Origin of the sequence: Amycolatopsis antarctica (assembly GCF_002262875.1) — a bacterium.
Lineage (GTDB): Bacteria > Actinomycetota > Actinomycetes > Mycobacteriales > Pseudonocardiaceae > Amycolatopsis > Amycolatopsis antarctica.
The window spans coordinates 195,301-217,107 of sequence record NZ_NKYE01000007.1; the positions used below are offsets into that span (position 1 = coordinate 195,301).

Genomic DNA, 21,807 nt, shown 5'->3' on the forward strand with positions numbered 1-21,807 from the left:
GGCTTCTCGTGTCTGTGTCCGTACGTGTGTGTAGTAAGTGCACCTCTTCGTCGGTGGGATCCAAGTGAACGAGCGCGACGCCAAGCAGAACGCGGTAGCCGAGCTGATGCGGATCTGGCCGGTCACCGGCGAGCTCACCGAACGGTTCGCCGCCGCGGGTCACCGGCTGTTCCTGGTCGGCGGGAGCGTCCGCGACGCGCTGCTGGGCAGGCTCTCCTCGGACCTGGACTTCACCACCGACGCCCGGCCGGACCGGGTGCTGCGGATCGTCGGCGGCTGGGCGGACGCGGTGTGGGAGACGGGGATCGCGTTCGGCACCGTCGGCGTCACCAAGGACGGGGCGACGCTGGAGATCACCACCTTCCGCGCCGACTCCTACGACCGCGTCGGCCGCAACCCCGAGGTCACTTTCGGCGACACCGTCGAGGGCGACCTGCTGCGCCGCGACTTCACCTCGAACGCGATGGCGATCGAACTGTCCTCGCAGACCTTCGTGGATCCGCACGACGGCCTCGACGCCGTCGCCAAGCGCGTCCTGGACACCCCGGCCACCCCGCAGGAGTCCTTCGCCGACGACCCGCTGCGGATGCTGCGCGCCTGCCGGTTCGTCGCCCAGCTCCGCTTCGAACCCGCGCCGCGCGTGGTCGAGGCGATGACGGCGATGTCGGCGGAGATCACCAGGATCACCGCCGAACGCGTGCAGGCGGAGCTGTCCAAGCTGATCACCGGCGCCGACCCGCTGGCCGGGATCCGGCTGATGGTGGACACCGGACTCGCCGAACACGTGCTGCCCGAGGTGCCCGGGATGCGGCTGGCCATCGACGAGCACCACCAGCACAAGGACGTCTACGAGCACTCGTTGACGGTGTTGCGGCAGGCGATCGACCTGGAACGCCGGGACGACCCGGACGCCGGACCGGACCTGGTGCTGCGGCTGGCCGCGCTGCTGCACGACATCGGCAAGCCCGACACGCGCGAGTTCCAGTCCGGCGGCGGCGTCAGCTTCCACCACCACGAGGTCGTCGGCGCGAAGATGACCCGCAAGCGGCTCAAGGCGCTGAAGTACCCCAAGGACGTCATCTCCGACGTGTCCCAGCTCGTCTTCCTGCACCTGCGCTTCCACGGCTACGGCAACGGCGAGTGGACGGACTCGGCGGTCCGCCGCTACGTCACCGACGCCGGTGACCTGCTGCCCCGCCTGCACAAGCTGGTCCGCGCCGACTGCACCACCCGCAACAAGCGCAAGGCGAACGCGTTGCAGCGCACCTACGACGACCTGGAAGCGCGGATCGCCCGGATCGCCGAGCAGGAGGACCTGGCGCGGGTCCGGCCGGACCTGGACGGCAACGAGATCATGAAGCTGCTGGGCGTACCGCCGGGCCCGCAGGTGGGCAGGGCGTGGTCGTTCCTCAAGGAGCTGCGGCTCGACCGTGGCCCGCTCGACTACGACGAAGCCGTGCGCGAGCTGCGCAAGTGGGCCGCCGAGGAGGGCATCACCGCCGCTCCCGGCTCCTGAGCCGCCGGGTCAGCGGCGTTCCAGCGCGCCCGTCTCCACGTGGTGCCCGACCGCGCGGGAGAGCAGGTACGACACCGCCCCGCCGGGCAGCCCGCCCCACGGCACGGCGATACCGGTGAGCACCCGCAACGGTCTGCGCACCCGGTAGAGGTGCCGCTCGTGTTCCCGCTCGGCCGCCAGCGCCGTCTCGGCGAAGGTGGCGTCCTCGGCGTGCAGCAGGTTGCCGCTCTCCTGACCGAAGCGCTGCAGCACGGTGCCCGGTGGAACGGTGACCATCCGCTTGCCGTGGAGGAAGTGCAACGGCGGCTCGCCACGCATCGGGACCACCGGCCAGTCCGTCGGCGGCTCCCGGAGCTGCGTCTCGTCCGGGCCGCTGACCCGCGCCCTGGCGGGAAACAGCAGCAGTGTGCCGAGCAGGAACCGGGCCGCCGCCTCCACCCTGGGGAAGTACACCGGGTCGACGGGCTCGCCGTCGTGCAGCGCCACCTCCCAGCCCATCGGGGTACGGCGCAGGCACCAGGCGCCGTCCGCCGCCTCACCGATCCGGTACGCACCGGGCAGCACGCCCTGCTCCCCGAGCCGCCTGCGCAGCACCGTCAGCGCCTCGGAGGCGCGCAGTTCCGGCTGCGGCTCGGCGACCCGGTCGGCGTTCGCGACGGCGTCCGGTTCGGCAAGGTCGCGAACCGACTGCGGCGGGTGCGGCTTGCCCAGCACCTCCGCCTCGGCCGTGGCCAGCAGCCGCCCGCTGACGTACGCCGGGCGGAACTTGTGCGCCCGGACGTGGTCGAGCAGCTCCGGATCCGGCGGCAGACCGTAGCGGCGCAGGTAGTGCGGCACGGCGGCGGGCCAGATCCAGGTGCCGTCGGTGTGGAAGGCGTCCGGCACGTCCTGCTTGCCGTTCGGCGTGAGGATGTCCGTCAGCCGTCCCGGCCGGGACAGCACCACCGGCGCGCGGAACAGGTAGTCCAGCAGCGGCCGGATTTCCTCCTGCGGCACCGGCGGACGGTTGACCTGCGGCTTCTCCCCCTCGACGTGGTTGTCGACGATCTTCGGCTGCCGGAACGTCACATCCAGCGGCAGGCCGCCCTTCGCCGCCAGCCAGTCCGGGACCTTCCCGCGGTCCCTGGGGAACCTGGCGAGTTCGGCCTCGTAGGAGCGGCCGCCCTGCCTGCCGTGCGAACCGGGTGGGAGTCGCCATCCCGGTTCGGCGTCCAGGTCGAAGTCGAAATCGAAGTTGGCGTCGGCGCCGAGCGTGAACGTGCCCTGGAACCAGGTGCCGGTGCCCTCGGTGAACATCGCCGTCCGCAGTCGCGCGAACAGTTCGGAGAGCTGCGCGGGCGGCGACACGGACACCGCCTCCTCGCCGACCACGGCACGGACCTCGAGTTCCGCGTAGTCGCCGACCTGGCGGAACTGGGCGCCGACGCGCTGCCAGCCCTCCGGCATGATCCCGCGCAGCGTGCGGCCGATCCCGCGCAGCAGTCCGTTCTGGTCCTCGCTGCCCGGTTCCGGCCCGTCGGCCGCGACCTCGACGAAGTCGTGCCGCTCCTGCCACAGGGCGGTGAGCCGTTCCGGGCCCACCCGCACGGTGAAGTCCGTCAGCCCCAGATCGCGGGCGCGCGCCTCGTCCTGCCCGGTCCAGCGCAGCGTCAGCGTGTCCGACGCCGAGGACTGCGCGACCCGGTAGATGTCGTCGTCGAAGTACACGTTGGTGTGCAGGCTGAACGTGCTGCCCGCTTCCTCGCCGGGCACGACCTTCGCGGGAAACCCGTTCCACTCCGCGTCGAAGCCCTCCGGGGCCTGTTCCCCCTGCAGGACCACCAGCAGCACCGTTCCGTCGGCGGTGGACCGCTGTGCGCGGAACACCTGTCCGCGCCAGACCGCGTAGAGCGCGTCCGGACGATCGGCGGCCTCGACTCGGTAGCGCACGACTTCCCCCTTCGAACCTTCCCCAAAGCTCGGATCAACTTATCCCACCCGTCGCCCACCACCGCCCTCAACGGTGACGCTGCGCGCCGCGGTGTTTCAATCCGTCGCCCACCACCGCCCTCAACGGTGACGCTGCGCGCCGCGGTGTTTCAATCCGTCGCCCACCACCGCCCTCAACGGTGACGCTGGGCGCCGCGGTGTTTCAATCCGTCGCCCACCACCGCCCTCAACGGTGACGCTGCGCGCCGCGGTGTCCCACCGTCGGCGACCGCAGCTCCGGGGAAGGGCGCGGTTTCGCGGGAGGTGGGTGGCCGGCGCACTCGGTCGCCTCTCGGCGGGTGGCACAGTGTGGCTCCAGCCGGACGGTATTCCACAAAGGCACTTCTAGGGTGAGCCCGGGGGACACGGAGTGCGCCGGCCACCCCTTTCAACGGCATCCACCCGATTGTTGTTCCCGGGACCGGATGAGCGCCGGCGGCGGTAGTGGAATCATGGTGGGGTGCGATCCGACGCCGAGGTGGACCCGGGAACGCTGCTCGTAGCCGCGCCCACGATGTTCGACCCCAATTTCCGCCGCACGGTGGTCTTCGTCATCGACAACCGGGACGAGGGCACGCTCGGCGTCGTGCTGAACCGGCCGAGCGAGATCCCGGTGGACGAGGTGCTGCCGAGCTGGGGCAGGCACGTCGTCGACCCGCAGTCGGTCTTCGTCGGCGGGCCGGTGGAGCGGAAGACGGCGCTGTGCCTCGCCGCGCTGCGGACGGGTGAGACGGCGGCGGACGTACCGGGGGTGATCGCGGTGCGCGGCCCGGTGGCGCTGGTGGACCTGGACGCCGACCCGGACGTGCTCGCGCCGAGGGTCCGCGGCCTGCGCGTGTTCGCCGGGTACGCGGGCTGGGACTCGGGGCAGCTCGCAGGGGAGATCGATCGCGGCGACTGGCTGATCGTGCCCGCGCTGCCCAGCGACGTGCTGGCCACGCCGAACCGGGACCTGTGGGGTCAGGTGCTGCGCAGGCAGGGCGTGCCGACGGCTCTGCTGGCCACCCATCCCGGGGACCTGCAGCGCAACTGAGCCGGAGCGTCAGGCCTGTTCGGCGGGCGGTGTCTTCGCTCCGGAGAGCGCACCGCAGCCGCCACCACCGCAGGCGCAGCCGCCGCAGCCACCGGCCGGGGGCGCCGGTTCCGGCGCCGGGATCGCGCTCGCCGCGCTGTGGCCGAGCAGCCCACCGCCCGCGAGCAGGGCGACCAGGCCGACGACGCCGACCGCGGCGGCGATCAGCAGCCCGGTCGTCGTCGGCATCGCGAGCGCGGCCGCCCCGGCGGCGACCCCCACCAGGCCACCGGCCATGGTCGGCAGCCCGGCGACCTTGTTCGCCACCCGGAACGCCTCGTCGCTGGCGAGGGTGGCCGGGGTGCGCACGCCGGCGCCGCGGTCCCTGGGCAGCTTCTCGCGCCAGCCGAGGTAACCACCCCAGCCGACCAGGACACCCAGCAACACGGGGATCAGCGCGACGACGAACACGTGACCAGGATAAAAGACGTCGTCAGCGGACGGGGAGGCCGTACCGCCCGGGAACGTTCGGGGCACGCACCCGCACGCTCGGGGCGGATACTGACGTGCACCCTCGTCAGGGCGGCGGCTACCATAGCTGCCATGAGTACGGGCCACCTGCTCCTTACCGGGCCGCGCTGACGTCCACAACGGACCGGCGCGGCCACCCCTCATGCCTCACGGCTGGGGGGTTCTGTTGTATTCAGGCCCTGTCGCACTTCACGCAGGGGTTCGAGCAGGCGAACACGGAGGATCGGCGATGAACGAGGGCACCGAAACCGTTCCGGAGGCCCCGGTGGCCGCGGCGAGCGCCCCGGAGACACCGCAGCACCGGTACACGGCCGCGCTGGCCGGGCAGATCGAGCTGCGCTGGCAGGACTTCTGGGCCGATCACGGCACTTACCACGCGCCGAACCCGAGCGGCCCGCTGCACGACGAGAGCGTCCCGGTGCCCTCGGACAAGCTGTTCGTGCAGGACATGTTCCCGTACCCCTCCGGCTCGGGCCTGCACGTTGGCCACCCGCTGGGTTACATCGGCACCGACGCCTTCGCCCGGTACAACCGGATGATCGGCCGCAACGTGCTGCACGCCCTGGGCTACGACGCCTTCGGCCTGCCCGCCGAGCAGTACGCCGTGCAGACGGGCACGCACCCGCGCACGACCACCGAGGCCAACATCGCCAACATGCGCAGGCAACTGCGCAGGCTGGGGCTGGGGCACGACGAGCGCCGCTCGATCGTCACCACCGATCCCGAGTACTACCGCTGGACGCAGTGGATCTTCCTGCAGATCTTCAACTCCTACTACGACGCCGAGCAGGGCAAGGCCCGCCCGATCGCCGAGCTGGAGAAGGCGTTCGCCGCTGGAAAGTCCACTCCGGACGGTCGCAAGTGGACGGACCTGAGCGGGGTCGAGCGACGCAAGGTGATCGACGACCACCGGCTGGTCTACATCTCCGAGGCCCCGGTGAACTGGTCGCCCGGCCTGGGCACCGTCGTGGCGAACGAGGAGGTGACCGCGGACGGGCGCACCGATCGCGGCAACTTCCCGGTGTTCCGCAAGAACCTGCGCCAGTGGATGATGCGTATCACCGCCTACGCCGACCGGCTGGTCGACGATCTGGACACACTGGACTGGCCGGAGAAGGTCAAGTCCATGCAGCGCAACTGGATCGGCCGCTCCCAGGGTGCGCGGGTCGGGTTCGCCGCCGGTGGCGAGCGGGTCGAGGTGTTCACCACCCGGCCGGACACGCTGTTCGGTGCCACGTACCTGGTGCTGGCCCCGGAGCACCCGCTGGTGCCGAAGCTGACCGCAGACCAGTGGCCGAGCGAGTCCACAGTGGACGAAAGCTGGACGGGCGGGGCGGCGACCCCGGCCGAGGCCATCCGGGCCTACCGCACGGCCGCCTCCCGCAAGTCCGATCTGGACCGGCAGGAGAACAAGGACAAGACCGGCGTCTTCACCGGCACGTACGCGGTGAACCCGGTCAACGGCAAGGAGATCCCGGTCTTCGTCGCCGACTACGTGCTGATGGGTTACGGCACCGGCGCGATCATGGCCGTACCGGGGCAGGACCAGCGCGACTGGGACTTCGCGAAGAGGTTCGGCCTGGACATCGTCCGCACCGTCGAACCGGGCGCGGGTTTCGACGGCGAGGCGTTCACCGGGGACGGGCCCGCGATCAACTCCACCAGCCAGGAACTGTCGCTGGACGGGGTGGACGTCGACGAGGCCAAGCGGACCACCATCGCGTGGCTGGAGGAGTCCGGCCACGGCCAGGGCACCGTGCAGTACAAGCTGCGCGACTGGCTGTTCGCGCGGCAGCGGTACTGGGGCGAGCCGTTCCCCATCGTCTACGACGAGGCCGGTATGCCGATCGCGCTGCCGGAGGACCAGTTGCCCGTGGTGCTGCCCGACGTCGACGACTACTCGCCGGCCACCTTCGACCCGGAGGACGCGGACTCCGAGCCCTCGCCGCCGCTGTCCAAGGCGGCCGACTGGGTCGAGGTGACGCTGGATCTGGGCGACGGGCCGAAAAAGTACCGCCGCGACACCAACGTCATGCCGCAGTGGGCCGGTTCCTGCTGGTACCAGCTCCGCTACATCGACCCGACGAACTCCAAGTCCTTTGTGGACCCGGAGAACGAGAAGTACTGGGTGGGCCCGCGTCCCGGCGAGCACGGCGTCGACGACCCCGGCGGCACCGACCTGTACGTCGGCGGGGTCGAGCACGCCGTGCTGCACCTGTTGTACTCCCGCTTCTGGCACAAGGTGCTGTACGACCTGGGCCACGTCTCCTCCACCGAGCCCTATCGCAAGCTGTACAACCAGGGCTACATCCAGGCGCACGCCTACACCGACTCGCGCGGTGTGTACGTCCCGGCGGACGAGGTCGTCGAGGACGGCGGCAAGTTCTTCCACGGTGACGAGGAGGTGACGCAGGAGTACGGGAAGATGGGCAAGAGCCTGCGCAACATCGTCACCCCGGACGAGATGTCGGAGACCTACGGTGCCGACACCTTCCGTTTCTACGAGATGTCGATGGGCCCGCTGGAGATCTCCCGGCCGTGGGCGACCAAGGACGTCATCGGCGCGCAGCGTTTCCTGCAGCGGCTGTGGCGGCTGATCGTCGACGAGGAGACCGGCGAGTTGCGCGTCCCCCCCGCGGGCGAGGCCGGACCGGAGCCGACCGCCGAGGACCGCAAGCAGTTGCACAAGGCCATCGCCGGTGTTCGAGACGACTACGCGAGCCTGCGCTTCAACACGGCAGGCGCGAAGCTGATCGAGCTGAACAACTACGTCACCAAGAAGTACGGTGCCGCCGAGCGGACACCGCGTGAACTGGCCGAGCCGCTGGTGCTGATGCTGGCGCCGTTGTGCCCCCACCTCGCCGAGGAGCTGTGGCACCGGCTGGGCCACCCGGACTCGCTGGTGCACGGGCCGTTCCCGGTCGCCGACGAGCAGTACCTGACCGATGACACCGTCGAGTACCCGATCCAGGTCAACGGCAAGGTGCGCTCCCGCATCACCGTCGCCGCCGACGCGGGCCAGGACGCCGTGCGGGAGGCGGCGCTGGCGGACGAGAAGATCGCCGCCCTGCTGGACGGCGAGCCCCGCAAGGTGATCGTCGTGCCCGGCCGCCTGGTGAACGTGGTGCTGTAGCGCGGTTTCAGCGTCCGCGGAGGCTTTCGCCGAGTCCGTGCAGGGTACGGACGAGGTCGCCTTCGCGGGCGCCGGTCAGCGTCATCCAGCCCGCGTCGTCGTTCCCGGAGCGGCGCGGCGGGCGGATGCTCAGCGTGCCCGGCGCTTGACGCTGTGTTCGATCGACGATGGTGCCATACCGGCAGGAGGATTACCGGAGGTTGCCGGAAGTCGCACCCTGGGTATCGGCGGGGACGGGCAGGCCGATCTCCCGGCTCAGGTCGGCGAGCAGGGCGTCGAACACCGCGTCGGGATCCGACAGTGGGATGGGGTAGTTGCCGAACACCTCGAGGCTGACGTGGCCGTAGAGGCTCGACCAGAACCGGATCATCAGGTACGTCGTGCCCAGGTCCAGTCGCGCCGGTGGCAGCACCGAACCGGAGGACGCGAGCACGGCGGCCAGTTCGTCACGGCACCGGGCGAGATCCTCGCGCAACACGGCGGGCACGGTGTCGTCGGCGGGTGTCGCCAGTTCGTGTGTCGCCAGTACCTGCCCGGCGCTGGTCAGGAAGGTCCGGCCGAACGGCTCCTGCACCCCCCGCAACGTGGCCACACTGCCCGCCGCGGACCCCACGCTCCCCGTCGGCGAGGCGAACACCAGCGTGAACTCCCGCGTGTGCGTCAGCGCCCAGCGCCGGAAACCCCGGCACAGCGCGAAAAACTGCACCGCACCGTCGTCGGGCAGCTCGGCTATCTCCGCGGCGAGCCGTTCGCCGAGGTCGTTGACCACGTCGACGCGGAGGTGCGCGATCAGGTCCTCGTGCGAGCCGTAGTAGCGGTACAGCGCGGGCGCGGTGATCCCGAGTTCCCTGGCGATCGCCCGCAGCGTGACGGCCTCGTGACCGTGCTCCACCAGCAGCGTGCGCGCGGTCCGCCGGATGTCCTGCTCGGTCGTCTCCCGGCCCCGGCGCTTGTCGGCGCTTCTGTCCATTGCTGCCTCCAACCGCCGCGGGCCTGACGTCCACGGCAGTCTATGAGGTCAGCCGGGCGTGCAGCCGGGTGAGCGGAGCGAGCGCGGCGAAGATGGGCACCGCCATCCCCAGCGCGCACAGTGCGTGCACGATCCACGCGCCGGTCAGCGTGGGGCCGCCCCAGGACGTCGCGGCGTCGTCGTCGGTCCAGGTGACGCCGTAGGTGGCGATCCGGGCGAGCAGGTACCAGGCGAGCAGGGCCAGGGCGAACGCCGGGACGCTCACCAGGATCGCCCGCCCGTACCGCGGCCGGCGGGTACCCGCCGGCGCGTCGGGAAGTAGCGCGGTGAGCCTGCCCGGCGCCTGCCTTCGCCCGGCCAGGGCGTACAGGGTGACGGGCAGGGCGGCGATGCCGTACGCGGCACGTTTCGTTTCTCTGGCAACGGTTTCGAACATGGATCCGACGCTAGGACGCGGACCGGCCCGCGCCCAGCCGATCAGCCCCACCCTCACTGGGGGAAACCCCGAATCCCGGCCGCGACGATATGCAACACTCGGTGCTCGTAGCATCACCGACGTGAACAGGGGAGGTTCGCGTGACGAGTCCTGAGCGCCTGATGGCCGACTACGACACGAAGTTGCAGCAGGCCCAGGCCACGGCCCAGCGGATGCGTTCGGAGATGGAGACCGTCACGGTCACCGAGCGCAGCAAGGACGGCCAGATCGCCGTCAGGGTCGACTACTCGGGCAACCTGACCGGCCTGGAGATCGGGCCCGCCGCCCGGCAGAAGCCCGAGCTGGCGCAGGAGATCATGCGCACCGTGCGGTTCGCGCAGAGCAGGCTCGCCGGGGCGATGCAGGAACAGGTGCCGTCGATCGCGGGTACCGAGACCATGCACGCGCTCGTCGGCCAGTTGCGGGCCAGTTACCCCGAACCGGCCGAGGAGGGCTACGTCGAGGGTGGCGGCGGATACGGCGATCCGGACAGCGAGTCCGAAGACCTCCGCTTCGCCGTCGAGGACGACGCCGCGGACCACCCCGCTCCGGCCACCCCGCCCGCGCCGCCGCGCCGTCCGGCCCGGCCGGAGCGCGATCCGGAACCGCACGAGGAGGACTACTTCTCCGGCGGCGGCTTCCTCGACGACGACGGGCGCAGGCGATGACCGCGCCGGGCGGCTTCGAGGTAGACCCGCTGGAGGTCGACGAGCACGCCAGGCACGTCGACCACGTCCAGGCCCGCCTGGAGACCGCGCTGGACGCGGCGAACCAGCGACTCGGATCCGAGGACTTCGGCATTGTGGGCAGAGGCCTTGCCCAGATTTGCAACGAGAACATGGAAAGCGTCATCGGCACCCTCCGAGCGGCCGTCGACGCCGGGCACACGCACGTCGATTCGGTGCGCAAGTGGGCCGAGGCGAAGCGCGTGGACGAGGAGAGCGTGCAGGCGCTGCTGAACCAGGTGAAGATCTGATGGCGGATTCCGGCGGTAACTCGATCATCGAGGACGCACGCGGCGAGACCACGGCCGAGAAGAATCCGGTGAAGCACGCCCTCGAGGGCGCGGGTATCGCACAGGATTTGATCGGTGGCGCCGAGCAGATCGCGACCGGCGACTGGGCGGAAGGACTGCTGGACCTCGGGTTCGGCGCGGCAGGCATCGCGGACTTCGCTAAGAATCCGCTGGAATCCCTGCTGAGCATGGGAATAGGCTGGGTGATCGAGCACCTGTCGCCGTTGAAGGACATGTTGGACTGGCTCACCGGCAACCAGGATTCGCTCGAACTGACCGCCAAGACCTGGGACGGCATCAGCGCAGAGGTCCAGCAGGTGGCCGAGGAACTGGCGCAGAGCACACGCAACGACTGCGCGTCCTGGACAGGCGGTTCGGCCGACCAGTACCGGCTGTTCGCGCAGGACCGGGCGGACGCGCTCGTCGGCCTTTCGAACGCGGCCAAGGGTGTCTCGGCGGCCGTCGACCTCGCGAAGACCGTGCTCAACGCCGTGCGCTCGGCGATCAGGGATCTGCTTTCCGACCTCTGCGCAAAGATCATCATGATCCTCTTCAGGTACCCGCCGCCCGCCTACCCGGCAGCATTCGCGGCGGAGGGTGCGCCGCTGGTACTCGACCGGACCATGACCGGGTGGAAGTACTTCGACAGGATAATGCTCGGCTTCGACGAACTCATTCGGCACCTGACGCGCATGTCGGAGCTGGTGGGCACTCTGGCGAAGGCGTTCGGCAAGCAGACTGCCGAGAACGCGAAGTCGGTCCTCAAGGCCGGTAAGGCGGGGCTGTCGTCGCTGCCCCAGGCCGTGGCCGACGCCGCGACCAGTTCGATCGTCACCGAGTCCGCGAAGTACGGCGGGGCTCAGGTGTCCAAGGGTTTCGTGGCCGGAGTGACCGCCGAGACCGAGCATGACAAGCAGATGGACTGGTACGAGACCGGGGCGAAGAAACAGCAGGACGATCGGGAGACCAGGGTCGTTCCGCGCAGCGGCACCGACGACGAGGCACGGTCGCAGCCCAAGCAGCCGCCCGTGTTCGAGCGTCAGGGTGAACAGCACCGCATTTCCGGAAGCATCGACTGACGTCTGCGCGACCGGCGCGCACGCCTGGCGAGCAGCCGTGGCTCGGGTGCGTGCTGACTAGGGGGATTGATGCCGGGGACGAAGCTGTCCGGTCGATGGGCCGAGATGTCGCCGCGGGAGTTGGCCAGGGCATTGCCGATAGGCGAGCGCCTCCTCTGTTTCGGTATCGGGTTGTTGTTCTGGGTGTCGTTCGTGTCGCTGGTGCTCGGCACCCTGGCGGTCGGGAGGGTCGCTGGATACCCCGAGGTCGGGGCGGTGGCGCCTACGCGCGGGCTGGACGGCACTGCTGTTGTCACCGCCTGCCGGGACGACGGGCCCATCACGATCTACGGCCTCGGACGCGCCGAGGTGTGCACCGCCGACGTGTCGACGCCGGACGGCGACCTCGGCTCGGTGGAGTTCCGCGTCGGCGAGCTCACCCGGGCCGACCTCGGACGCACCGTCGCCGTGCGGCCCGGCAAAGAGGAATGGGTGCGCGACGTCGACCACCCGTACAGCCAGCTCATCTGGCCGCACCTCGGGCTTCTGCTGATGTTTCTTGTTCAGGTGGGGGGCCTCAGCACAGGAGTGTTCGGCTACATGTCGTTCTCCTCGTCAGTACGCTTCCGGTTGTCCTCCGAGCAGCGTGAATTCGCTGCGCAGCGGGTGCGCCGGCATCGACTACGCCGGGGTGACCCCGCGCCCGAGGTGGACGGCGCGGTGATCGTCGAGCTCCCGCAGCGACGGGACGAAAATTTGGGAGTGCTCCTCACCGGCGGAATGGTGGCGTTGGTTCTGCTTGCCGTGATCGTGGTCGGTGGCAGTTCTTACGCGCTCGGTGGCTCGCCGTTCGAGTTCGGCCTCGTGCACGTGCCGCTCGTCGCCCTGCTGGTCGCCGCTTTCGCGTTCGCCGCCATCAGTCGCTCGCTCAATCGAAGGAAGATCCAGATAGGCGCGGTGACACCGCAGATGCGCCTGTCCGAGACCGGCATCAGCTTCGACATGGTGTCCGGCAAGCGGCGGACGATCCAGTGGCGAGATATCGGGCGGTTCAGCTTTGTCGCGAACGGATCCCTCGTCGGCCAGGGCACCGTCACCGCCTATGTGTCGTTCACCGAGGACGGTGCCGCTGCCCGGTGGCCGGCGTCCGGTCAACAAGGTGGCCTGTACGGCCTGATCATCTCTCCGTCGATGACTCCCGAGGACGTCGCGGTGCTCAGTGCGAACGCGGAACGGGCTCGCCCGGGAATGGTGCGGTGGCCGCGTCCGAAGGTGCGGCGTGGCGGGTTCGGCCTGGTTCGGACGGGGCGGCGAGCGGCGGCAGCGGTGCGTCGCTGGGGCTCGCCGAAAGGTAGGGGGCCGGGACGACGGTCGATCGCGCCCGTCCTCGCCGAGGCCAAATCCGTCGTTGTGGACCCCATCATGATCCGGTACTCGGCGATGACGGTTCCGCGCCGGGTTTGGGTGGCGCTCCTGCTACTGCTGATGTTTGTCGGCCCGACGATCATTTCGGTTACCGATGGCCTCGTAAATGGGCTCGCCACCGGCTCGTACCTGGGGCTTCTACTGTTGATAGTGGTACATCTCGGGTCCTCGCCGTCGTGTGCAGGGGGCATTCCTCGGGGGGACCTCGTCGTCGCACCGGCCGCTCTCACCTGGCAGCCGAGCGCTGGAGTTCCCGTTCGGGTGTCGTTCGATCATGTTCGGCAGGTGGTTGTGGACGCCGTGCCGACCGGGTTCGCGTTCTGGCTGGGTCTGGCGGGGCGGACCTCGGTGCGGATCGTGCCCGCCGTGGACGATTTCGCGCGTCGCTATCCGACCCTGCCCGAGCGGGACGGTGAGTTCGTGTTGGTGGAGACGGTCTCGGGTGGCGCTGCCGCGCGGCTGCGGCGGGCGGTGGCGGAGGTGCGATCCGAGAAGAAGCGCCCACAGCGTGCGGGCTGAGGAGGGGGAGAAGGTGCCGGGGACGAAGCCGTCCGGTCGATGGGCCGAGCTGTCGCCGCGGGAGTTGGCCAGGGCGTTGCCGATGCGCGACCGTCTAGTTGCGATCGCTATCGGGTTGTTGTTGTGGGTGTCGTTGCTGGTGCTGGTACTCAGCTCACTGGCGATCGCGCGTGCTTCCGAGTATCCGTCGGTTGGAGCGGTGGCACCGACGCAGGGGTTGGATGGCACCGCGTCGGTCACCGGCTGCCGCGATCTCGGACCTTTCACGGGCTACGGCCTGGGGCGCGCCGAGGTGTGCACCGCCGAGGTGTCGACGCCGGACGGCGACCTCGGACCGATCGAGTTCCGCGTCGGCGAGCTGACACCGGCCGACATCGGCCGCACCGTCGCCGTGCGGCCGGACGACGGCGAATGGGTACGCGACGTCGACCATCCGTACGACGAGATCGTCTGGTCGTACATCGTGTTCCTGATCGTCCTGGTGTTGCCCGTGGTGTTCTCCTCCCGCAAACCGCTCGGGTACATGTTGTTCTCATCGATGGCCCGTTTCAGGGTCTCCTCCCGCCAGCGCGGTGTCGCGGCGCACCGGGTGCGACAACACCGTAGGCGCCGGAACGGCCCTGCTCCGGAAGGCGACGGTGCGGTGATCGTCCAGGTGCCACCGCAACGGTCCAACGTGGGGAGGTACCTCGCGGCCGGGTTCGTCGCGGCACTGGCTCTGGGGGCCGCGGCGATGGCCGGCGTCGGCGCCTACGTGCTCGGCGGCTCGCCGTTCGAGTTGGGAGTCGTGCACGTTCCGCTCGCCGCGCTGCTGGTCCTCGGGCTGGTGGCCGCCGCCCTGGCTCCCGCGGATCACCGGGCGGAGAACGAGGAAGCGGAGGCCGTGCCCGAGATCCGGTTGTACGAGACCGGGATCGGATTCGACCTGTGGTCCGGCGAGCGGCGGACCATCCCCTGGGGCGAGGTGGGCCGGTTCAGTTTCGTCGAGAACCGGCACGTCCTCGGCCGCGGCACCGTCACCGCGTACGTCTCGTTCACCGACATCAGAGCCGCCGCGCTCTGGCTTACCGCGTTCGGCAACAGGAAGGGCGGGCACGGTCAGATCGTGTCCTCGTCGATGACCCCCGAAGACGTCGCGGTGCTCACCGCGAACGTCGAGCGGGCACGTCCAGGAATCGTGCGGTGGCCACGTCCGCAGTTACAGCGTGGCGGCTTCGGGCCTGCCCGGACGGGCCGACGGGCCGCGATGGCGGTACGCCGCTGGGACACCGCGAAACACGGGAAGCGCGACCGGCGCGCGGTCACCATCGTCAAGGACCAGCCTGCCAAGCCCACTGTCACCGCCGAGGGCAAGCCCGCCAAGCCCCCGGTCGCGGAGCCCGTCATCGTCGGGCACTCGATGATGACGATTCCGCGCCGGATCTGGATCCTGCTTCTGCCGCCGGGCCTGGTCGCCGGGCCGAAGGTCATCGCGAGCACCGATGGCGTTCCGGGCGGCGTCGTCAATCTCTTGTACGCCGGGCTTCTTCTGATGACGCTGGTGCATTTCCTGTCGGGGTTGGACAAGAGCATTCCTCAGGGGGACATCGTCGTCGCGCCGAGGTCGCTCACCTGGCATCCGGCGGCCGACACCTTCCCCGTTCGGGTGTCGTTCGATCATGTTCGGCAGGTGGTTGTGGACGCCGTGCCGACCGGGTTCGCGTTCTGGCTGGGTCTGGCGGGGCGGACCTCGGTGCGGATCGTGCCCGCCGTGGACGATTTCGCGCGTCGCTATCCGACCCTGCCCGAGCGGGACGGTGAGTTCGTGTTGGTGGAGACGGTCTCGGGTGGCGCTGCCGCGCGGCTGCGGCGGGCGGTGGCGGAGGTGCGCGCGGAGCCCAGTTCGGACCGTGATCATGCGGGCTGACGGGTGGGCCGGGCTGTCGGCACGGGAGCTGGCCGGGGCGCTGCCGATGCGCGACCGGCTCGTCGCGGTCGGCGTCGGGCTGCTGTTGTGGGCTTCGCTGGCCCTGCTGGTGCTCAGCACGCTGACGGTCACCGTGGTTTCCGCTTACCCCTCAGCCGGGGCCACGGCCCCGGCGCGCGGGCTGGACGGCACCGCCTCGGTCACCGCCTGCCGGGGCCACGACGCATGCACCGCGCAGGTGTCCACTCCGGACGGTGATCTCGGACCGGTGGAGTTCCGCGCCGGTGAACTCACCCGCGCCGATCTCGGCGGCACCGTCGCCGTGCGGCCCGACGACGGCGAATGGGTACGCGACGTCGCCCACCCGTACGGCTTCCTGTTCTGGTTGCAGCTCGCGCTCCTGCTGGTCGCCCTGTCGCCGCTGCTGATCTTCCACCGGGAAGCGCTCGGGTTCATGGCGTTCTCCTCGACGCTCCGCTTCCGGTTGTCGTCCGAGCAGCGCGGAATCGCGGCACACCGGGTGCGCCGGCATCGGGCCCGCCGGGACGGTCCGCCGCTGGACGCGGACGGCGCGGTGATCGTCCGGGTGCCGCCGTATCGGCCCGGGAAAGCGCACCCCGTGGTCCTCGGGATGATGGCGGCGCTGGGTCTGCTCGCCGTGACGGTCACCGGCGGCAGCGCCTACGTACTCGGCGGCTCGCCGTTCCGGCTCGGACCCGCGCACCTTCCGCTCGCCCTGCTGCTGCTCGCCGCGCTGCTGGTCGTCGCCATGACCGGCCCGATCAACCGGACACTGAACGAGGTGGTGGAGGGCGTGCCGGAGATGCGGCTCTACCAGGACGGGATCGGCTTCGACCTGTGGTCCGGCGAACGGCGGCTCATCTCGTGGGCCGGCATCGAGCGATTCACCTTCGTCGAGAACCAGCACTCGCTGGGCCGCGACACCGTCACCGCACACGTGGCTTCGACCGACACGGAGGTGCTGTCCCGGTGGCCCGCGTTCGGCCACGAGGACAGTCCGTACGGCCGGGTCGTGTCCTCGTCGATGACGGCCGAGGACGCGGTGCTGCTGAGCGCGGCCGCGGAGCGCGCCCGGCCAGGGATGGCGCGCTGGTCGCGGCCGGAGGTGCGCCGTGGCGGACTCGGCCTCGTCAGGGCGGGCAGGCGGGCGGCGTACGCGGTGCGGCGCCGGGGCCGCACCGCGGGCGGTGAGGGGGGTCGGCGTGCGCGGGTGGTGGCCACCACCGTCCCGGACGGGCAGGGCGCGGCGGGCGTCGAGGTGCCGGAGGTCCTCGTACTCGGGCCCCGGCTGATGACGTTCCCCCGGCGGATCTGGCTCGTGTCGCTCGCGCTGGGCTGGTTTATGACGGCGGTGTTGCTGCTGGCGGTCGACGACGCTTCGCCGGTTGTTCTCGCCGTCCTGTGGGGACCGTTGTCCCTGTTGCTCGTGGTGCATCTCCTCGCGTCGATCCGTGGTCGTTCCGGCGCGGCGAACGGCCTGATCCTCGTCTCGCCGACCGACCTCACCTGGCAGCGGCGGGGTTCCGGCCCGGTACGGGTTCCGTTCGACGACCTCCGGCAGGTGGTCGTCGACGCCGTGCCGTCCGGGTTCGCGTACTGGCTGGGCCTGCCGGGACGTACCTCGGTACGGGTGGTGCCCGCCGTCGGCGACTTCGCCCGGCGTTATCCGGAATTACCTGCTCAGGGCGATGAATTCAGGTTGATCGAAACGGTGTCCGGAGGCACTGCCGCACGTTTGACGAGGGCGGTCGCGGAAATTCGATCCGAGAAGACGCATTCCGTTTGACGGGGCGCTCGATTCGGGGCGCCGCCGGCACCGATCACTCGGGGGGCTACGTGATCGATGCCGGCGACCCGATGTCCGGCCGGTGTCCAGGTGGACGCCGATCGGACAACGCTGCCGCGCGAACGCGACCGCGTGTCTAGAGGAGGCTCCGGAGCCCCAGTAGTGACGTCCGAGAGTGCGGCACTACCCAATCGAGTGACCATCCTCCCGAACGCACGCATGAGTGTCGCATTGTGCAGCCATCAAGTTACGAGAATCTCTGATTCGGCCAGAATATTTGCGATCTTGAATCTCTTTCGAGGTGCAATATCACGATACGTGTCGATCAATAACCTTCTGTGATTTTCGTTCACATTTACGCCGCCGCTTCGCGCGTGTCCGATCACTGGCAGGCTCACGGGCATGACGGCGAGAGTGCTGGTGGTCGGATCGGCCAACGCGGACCTGGTGGTGGCCGCCGAGCGGCGGCCCGGCAGCGGGGAAACCGTGCTCGGCGGCGACACGGCGATCTCGCCGGGGGGCAAGGGCGCCAACACGGCCGTCGCCGCCGCCCGGCTCGGCGCCGAGGTCGCCCTGCTCGCGGCCGTCGGCAGCGACGGTTACGGCGAACTGCTCGCCGCCTCACTGCGCGAAGCCGGGGTGTCGACCGGGCTGTTGCGCGTCGTCGACCGGCCCACCGGAATCGCCTACATCACCGTCACCCCGGACGGGGAGAACTCGATCCTTGTCTCGCCCGGCGCGAACTCGGCGCTCACCGACGTCGACGTGGACCTGGACGGCGTCGCGGTACTGGTGCTGTCGATGGAGATCCCCATCGCCTCGGTGGAGGCCGCGGTCGCCGCTGCCTCGGCGGCCGGAGTGCGCACGGTGCTGAACCTCTCGCCTGCCGCCGAGGTCGCCCCGGCCACGCTGCGGGCGCTGGACGTGCTGCTGGTGAACGAGCACGAGGCGGCCTGGCTGCTCGGTTCCGCCGGGGACCCCGCCCGGCTGCTTGACCTCGGCCCGTCCGCCGTCGTGGTCACCCTCGGCGCCCGTGGGGCCCGCGTCGTCACGGCTACCGGGACCGTCGACGTCGAGTCCCCGCGCGTCGACGCCGTCGACACCACCGGAGCGGGCGACGCGTTCGCCGGGGCCCTCGCCGCAGCGCTCGCCAAGGGCGCGGAACTCGCCGAGGCGGTACGGCTGGCCGTCCGGGTGGCGGCCGTGTCGGTCACCCGGCACGGAGCGCAGCCGTCCTATCCGTGAGCCGGCGAGCTGAACTGAGCAGCCCGGGCGGATACGCTCGCGGAGGACACGCACCCGTGGCGAGGGGAGCCGGACGGATGACCGAGGGCCCGTTGTCCGGAGTGGCCGTCAGCCCCGGCCGGGCGCGCGGACCGGTCGTACGCGTGCCGGACCAGCCCGGCGTACCGCCCGGTGGACCCGAGCCCGGCGACCTGGCCGCCGAAGCCGCCCGCATCGCCCCCGCCGCGCGCGCCGTCGCGACCGTCCTGGAGGCACGGGCGGACCGCACCACCGGCGAGGCGTCGACGATCCTGCTCACCGCGGCGGCGATGGCGAGCGATCCGGCGCTGGTCGGTAACGCCGAGAGACTGGTGACCCAGCAGCACCTGCCCGCCGCCCGTGCCGTCCACGAGGCGGCCGGCGGATTCGCCGAGGCACTGGTCGCGGCCGGTGGTTACCTGGCGGAGCGGGTGCGCGACGTCCACGACGTTCGCGATCGGATCGTCGCCGAGCTGCTGGGTGACGACCCGCCCGGCGTGCCCGCGTTCGACGAGCCCAGCGTGCTGGTCGCCCGCGACCTCGCCCCCGCCGACACCGCGGCCCTTGACCCGGCGGCGGTGCTCGCACTGGTCACCGAGGAGGGCGGCCCCACCAGCCACACCGCGATCCTGGCCCGCTCGCTCGGCATCCCCGCCGTGGTCGCCGTGCGCGGGCTGCTCGACCTCGACGCGGATGCCCTCGACGTGGACGGCGACAGCGGAACGGTGCGCGTGGCCGACCCGGCCGCACCCGTGGTCACCGCCCGCACCGGCGAACCGTCCGGCTGGGACGGTCGCGGCGGCACCTCGGACGGGCACCGGGTCGCGATCATGGCCAACATCGGCACCGCGGCCGAAGCGCGCTCGGCCGCCGAGGCCGGAGCCGAGGGCATCGGCCTGTTCCGTACCGAGGTCTGCTACCTGGACGCGAGCAGCGAGCCGTCCGTCGAGGGGCAGCGCGCGGCCTACGCCGAGGTGCTGACGTCGTTTCACGGGAAACCGGTCGTCGTCCGCACACTCGACGCCGGCGCCGACAAGCCGCTGCCGTTCCTCGGCCAGGCAGCCGAGCCGAATCCGGCGCTCGGCGTGCGTGGTCTGCGGGTGGCGTTCGACCGGCCGGACCTGCTCGACCGGCAGCTCCAGGCGATCGCGGGTGCCGCGGCCGACTCCGGTGCCGAGGTGTCGGTGATGGCACCGATGGTCGCCACGGCGGACGAGGCCGCCTGGTTCGCGGCCCGCGCCCGGGCTGCCGGGATCGCCCGCGTCGGCGTGATGATCGAGATCCCGGCCGCGGCGCTGTCCGCGCGGGCGATCCTGGACGCCGTCGACTTCGTCTCCGTCGGCACCAACGATCTCGCCCAGTACACCTTCGCCGCCGATCGCCAGCTCGGTGCGGTGGCCGCGCTCAACGATCCCTGGCAACCCGGACTGCTCCGGCTGATCGGCATGGTCGGCGAAGCGGCAAGGGCGGCCGGCAAGCCCGCGGGCGTCTGCGGGGAGGCCGCGACGGATCCGCTGCTCGCCGCCGTGCTGGTCGGGCTGGGCATGTCCAGCGTGTCGATGAACGCCGCCGCGGTGTCCGCGGTCGGTACCCGGCTCGCCGGGGTGAGCAGGGCAGCCTGCGTGACGACGGCGCAGGCCGTGCTCGGCGCGGACGATGCGAGGTCGGCGCGGGCAGCCGCGACCGCCGGGCTGACCTAGTCGCGATCCAGGGTGACCCGCCACGGCAACCGCACCTGCAGCCGTCCGACCTGGTAGTACTTCGGCGTGCGCAGGCCGACCGAACCCGCGCGGACGGTGCCGCGCAGTACGAAACGTGGCACGCCGGGCCGGGTCTGGCCGGACGTCTTGTCCTCGAGGCTTCCCGCCTCACAGGCAACCCCGGTGGTGGACAGCTCCGCGCCGGCGGGCAGCAACAGCTCGATCGAGCCCATCACCACGTCCAGCTCGATCCGGACCTCGGCGTGCTCGACGCGTGCCTCGGTGAAGTCGAGGGAGATGGTGCCCGCGCGATTGCGCAGCCGCAGCTCCTCGGGTACCGGCCAGCGGCCGGTACGGGTCACCGTGGACATGGTCGCGCGGATCTCGGCCGGTGCCGCGGACGCCGGGCTGTGCTCCTCGTGCGTGAGACCGGGCAGATCGGCGAGCACGGCGTTGAGCTCACCGCGGTTACGGGCGGCGAACGCCGTCTCGGAGCGTTCGCCGAACTCGTCCAGGGTGAGCAGGCCGCGTCCGACGGCCTTCTCCAGCAATCCGGCGACGTGCTGACGTTCGGCGTCGGAGACGCGCAGCTCGCGGGGGTCGGGTTCGTTCATGGCGGTCGGACTCAGCCGAAGAAGCCGCGGCGGGGATGCCGGATCGTCAGCGAACCGCCGTGCACCCGGCCGGTCAGGACGAAGCGCGGCGTGCCCGCGTAGCCGTTGGTGTTGGTCTTGTCCTCCAGCGAGCCCCACTTGATCTCGTTGATCGCGTTGACGTCGACCGCGGCGCCCTCCGGGATGACCAGCTCGACCGAGCCCCACTTCGTGTCCAGGTCGACCTGCACGACCGGCTCGAGTACCTGCGCCTCGGTGAAGTCGAGTTTGGTCTCGCCGTACTTGTTCCGCACGGAGACGTGCGGCGGCACCAGCCACCGGCCGCTGCGCTTGAGCGTCGAGCCGTGCGACTTGAGTTCCAGGTGCTGGCCGGACCCCCACTGCCGGGGCGCGGGTGGCGGCGGCGGGTACCCGGCCGGATCGGGGTACGCGGGCTGCGCGTACTGCTGGACGGGTACCGCGTCGCGGTGCGTCAGGCCCGGCAGATCGGCGAGCACGGCGTTGAGCTGCCCGCGGTTGCGGGCCGCCAGCGCGATGTCGGTGCGTTCGGTGAACTCGTCGAGATCGAGCATCCCGCGGCCGATCGCCTTCTGCAGAAGGCCGACGACGTGCTCACGTTCGGCGTCGGACACCCGCAGCTCGCGCGGGTTGAACTCCTTGGCCTGCGCCTGCTCCGGCTGCTCGGCCGTCTGCTGATCCTCTGTCTCGCCCACGGTTCGATTCTAGGTTCCGGCGGTGTGGAGGGGATCCGGGAGAACCCTGAGCGCAGCCCTGAACGTGTGACCCCGACGCCCGGACCGGTGCCGGTGGCTCGAGTCGAAACGGCGCGAAGTTGTTCACATCGCACGGAGTTGTCCACAGATCCGCGCGGGCGGGGTGACCAGGGGCGGGGCGG

The 21,807-nt window shown here is 70.7% G+C and carries 17 protein-coding genes; 11 read left to right on the forward strand and 6 right to left on the reverse strand.

The window, feature by feature from the left end; genetic code table 11:
- Positions 1-64 precede the first annotated feature (64 nt).
- Positions 65-1,516, forward strand: coding sequence for a CCA tRNA nucleotidyltransferase (locus tag CFN78_RS13815; protein ID WP_094863320.1), 1,452 nt, complete (start codon positions 65-67; stop codon positions 1,514-1,516).
- A gap of 9 nt (positions 1,517-1,525) precedes the next feature.
- On the opposite strand, the gene CFN78_RS13820 is transcribed toward CFN78_RS13815, so the two are convergent.
- A complete protein-coding gene (locus CFN78_RS13820; protein WP_094863175.1) occupies positions 1,526-3,445 on the reverse strand; it encodes a TNT domain-containing protein in 1,920 nt (639 codons plus the stop codon).
- A gap of 499 nt (positions 3,446-3,944) precedes the next feature.
- Between CFN78_RS13820 and CFN78_RS13825 the strand changes: the two genes are divergently transcribed.
- On the forward strand, positions 3,945-4,517 hold the full coding sequence (locus CFN78_RS13825) for a YqgE/AlgH family protein (RefSeq protein WP_094863176.1): 573 nt from the start codon (positions 3,945-3,947) through the stop codon (positions 4,515-4,517).
- Between the two features lie 9 nt (positions 4,518-4,526).
- Here CFN78_RS13825 and CFN78_RS13830 read toward each other — a convergent pair whose 3' ends face one another.
- Positions 4,527-4,967, reverse strand: coding sequence for an SdpI family protein (locus CFN78_RS13830; RefSeq protein WP_094863177.1), 441 nt, complete (start codon positions 4,965-4,967; stop codon positions 4,527-4,529).
- Positions 4,968-5,256: 289 nt separating this feature from the next.
- Here CFN78_RS13830 and leuS point away from each other — a divergent pair, with 289 nt between their 5' ends.
- Positions 5,257-8,160 carry a leucine--tRNA ligase gene (gene leuS / locus CFN78_RS13835; RefSeq protein ID WP_094863178.1) on the forward strand — a complete coding sequence of 968 codons (2,904 nt, stop codon included), beginning with the start codon at positions 5,257-5,259 and terminating at the stop codon, positions 8,158-8,160.
- 190 nt (positions 8,161-8,350) lie between these two features.
- Here leuS and CFN78_RS13840 read toward each other — a convergent pair whose 3' ends face one another.
- Both CFN78_RS13840 and CFN78_RS13845 read right to left on the reverse strand, forming a co-directional pair.
- Complete coding sequence (locus CFN78_RS13840; RefSeq protein ID WP_094863179.1) at positions 8,351-9,130, reverse strand: TetR/AcrR family transcriptional regulator; 780 nt, start codon at positions 9,128-9,130, stop codon at positions 8,351-8,353.
- 40 nt (positions 9,131-9,170) lie between these two features.
- Positions 9,171-9,566 (reverse strand): hypothetical protein, encoded by a 396-nt coding sequence (locus tag CFN78_RS13845; protein WP_094863180.1) that lies wholly within the window; start codon positions 9,564-9,566, stop codon positions 9,171-9,173.
- Between the two features lie 140 nt (positions 9,567-9,706).
- On the opposite strand from CFN78_RS13845, the gene CFN78_RS13850 reads away from it, so the two are divergent.
- The 8 genes from CFN78_RS13850 (at position 9,707) to ptsP (ending at position 20,298) form a co-directional block, all read left to right on the forward strand.
- Complete coding sequence (locus CFN78_RS13850; protein WP_094863181.1) at positions 9,707-10,273, forward strand: YbaB/EbfC family nucleoid-associated protein; 567 nt, start codon at positions 9,707-9,709, stop codon at positions 10,271-10,273.
- A complete protein-coding gene (locus tag CFN78_RS13855; RefSeq protein ID WP_094863182.1) occupies positions 10,270-10,581 on the forward strand; it encodes a hypothetical protein in 312 nt (103 codons plus the stop codon). Before CFN78_RS13850 ends, CFN78_RS13855 begins: the two co-directional genes overlap by 4 nt.
- Positions 10,581-11,699 (forward strand): WXG100 family type VII secretion target, encoded by a 1,119-nt coding sequence (locus CFN78_RS13860; protein ID WP_094863183.1) that lies wholly within the window; start codon positions 10,581-10,583, stop codon positions 11,697-11,699. The genes CFN78_RS13855 and CFN78_RS13860 overlap by 1 nt, the downstream gene beginning before the upstream one ends.
- Positions 11,700-11,804: 105 nt before the next feature.
- Positions 11,805-13,622 carry a DUF6346 domain-containing protein gene (locus CFN78_RS13865; RefSeq protein WP_094863184.1) on the forward strand — a complete coding sequence of 606 codons (1,818 nt, stop codon included), beginning with the start codon at positions 11,805-11,807 and terminating at the stop codon, positions 13,620-13,622.
- Positions 13,612-15,528, forward strand: coding sequence for a DUF6346 domain-containing protein (locus CFN78_RS13870; RefSeq protein WP_133116350.1), 1,917 nt, complete (start codon positions 13,612-13,614; stop codon positions 15,526-15,528). The genes CFN78_RS13865 and CFN78_RS13870 overlap by 11 nt, the downstream gene beginning before the upstream one ends.
- Positions 15,518-17,335 (forward strand): DUF6346 domain-containing protein, encoded by a 1,818-nt coding sequence (locus tag CFN78_RS13875; protein ID WP_094863186.1) that lies wholly within the window; start codon positions 15,518-15,520, stop codon positions 17,333-17,335. Before CFN78_RS13870 ends, CFN78_RS13875 begins: the two co-directional genes overlap by 11 nt.
- 402 nt (positions 17,336-17,737) lie before the next feature.
- Complete coding sequence (locus CFN78_RS13880) at positions 17,738-18,580, forward strand: ribokinase (RefSeq protein ID WP_094863187.1); 843 nt, start codon at positions 17,738-17,740, stop codon at positions 18,578-18,580.
- A gap of 77 nt (positions 18,581-18,657) precedes the next feature.
- Positions 18,658-20,298 carry a phosphoenolpyruvate--protein phosphotransferase gene (ptsP, locus tag CFN78_RS13885; protein ID WP_094863188.1) on the forward strand — a complete coding sequence of 547 codons (1,641 nt, stop codon included), beginning with the start codon at positions 18,658-18,660 and terminating at the stop codon, positions 20,296-20,298.
- Here the strand turns inward: ptsP and CFN78_RS13890 are convergent.
- Together CFN78_RS13890 and CFN78_RS13895 are read right to left on the reverse strand one after the other, a co-directional pair.
- Complete coding sequence (locus CFN78_RS13890) at positions 20,295-20,912, reverse strand: DUF1707 SHOCT-like domain-containing protein (RefSeq protein WP_094863189.1); 618 nt, start codon at positions 20,910-20,912, stop codon at positions 20,295-20,297. The two genes, ptsP and CFN78_RS13890, sit on opposite strands and share 4 nt — an antisense overlap.
- Positions 20,913-20,923: 11 nt before the next feature.
- Positions 20,924-21,625 carry a DUF1707 SHOCT-like domain-containing protein gene (locus CFN78_RS13895; protein WP_094863190.1) on the reverse strand — a complete coding sequence of 234 codons (702 nt, stop codon included), beginning with the start codon at positions 21,623-21,625 and terminating at the stop codon, positions 20,924-20,926.
- Positions 21,626-21,807 lie beyond the last annotated feature (182 nt).

What these genes read in the sequence shown, in the direction of transcription:
- leuS (WP_094863178.1), top strand. Translation starts at nt 5,257, where the DNA reads ATGAACGAGGGCACCGAAACCGTTCCGGAGGCCCCGGTGGCCGCGGCG.
- CFN78_RS13840 (WP_094863179.1), bottom strand. Translation starts at nt 9,130, where the DNA reads ATGGACAGAAGCGCCGACAAGCGCCGGGGCCGGGAGACGACCGAGCAG.
- CFN78_RS13845 (WP_094863180.1), bottom strand. Translation starts at nt 9,566, where the DNA reads ATGTTCGAAACCGTTGCCAGAGAAACGAAACGTGCCGCGTACGGCATC.
- CFN78_RS13855 (WP_094863182.1), top strand. Translation starts at nt 10,270, where the DNA reads ATGACCGCGCCGGGCGGCTTCGAGGTAGACCCGCTGGAGGTCGACGAG.
- CFN78_RS13860 (WP_094863183.1), top strand. Translation starts at nt 10,581, where the DNA reads ATGGCGGATTCCGGCGGTAACTCGATCATCGAGGACGCACGCGGCGAG.
- CFN78_RS13865 (WP_094863184.1), top strand. Translation starts at nt 11,805, where the DNA reads ATGTCGCCGCGGGAGTTGGCCAGGGCATTGCCGATAGGCGAGCGCCTC.
- CFN78_RS13875 (WP_094863186.1), top strand. Translation starts at nt 15,518, where the DNA reads ATGCGGGCTGACGGGTGGGCCGGGCTGTCGGCACGGGAGCTGGCCGGG.
- CFN78_RS13880 (WP_094863187.1), top strand. Translation starts at nt 17,738, where the DNA reads ATGACGGCGAGAGTGCTGGTGGTCGGATCGGCCAACGCGGACCTGGTG.
- ptsP (WP_094863188.1), top strand. Translation starts at nt 18,658, where the DNA reads ATGACCGAGGGCCCGTTGTCCGGAGTGGCCGTCAGCCCCGGCCGGGCG.
- CFN78_RS13890 (WP_094863189.1), bottom strand. Translation starts at nt 20,912, where the DNA reads ATGAACGAACCCGACCCCCGCGAGCTGCGCGTCTCCGACGCCGAACGT.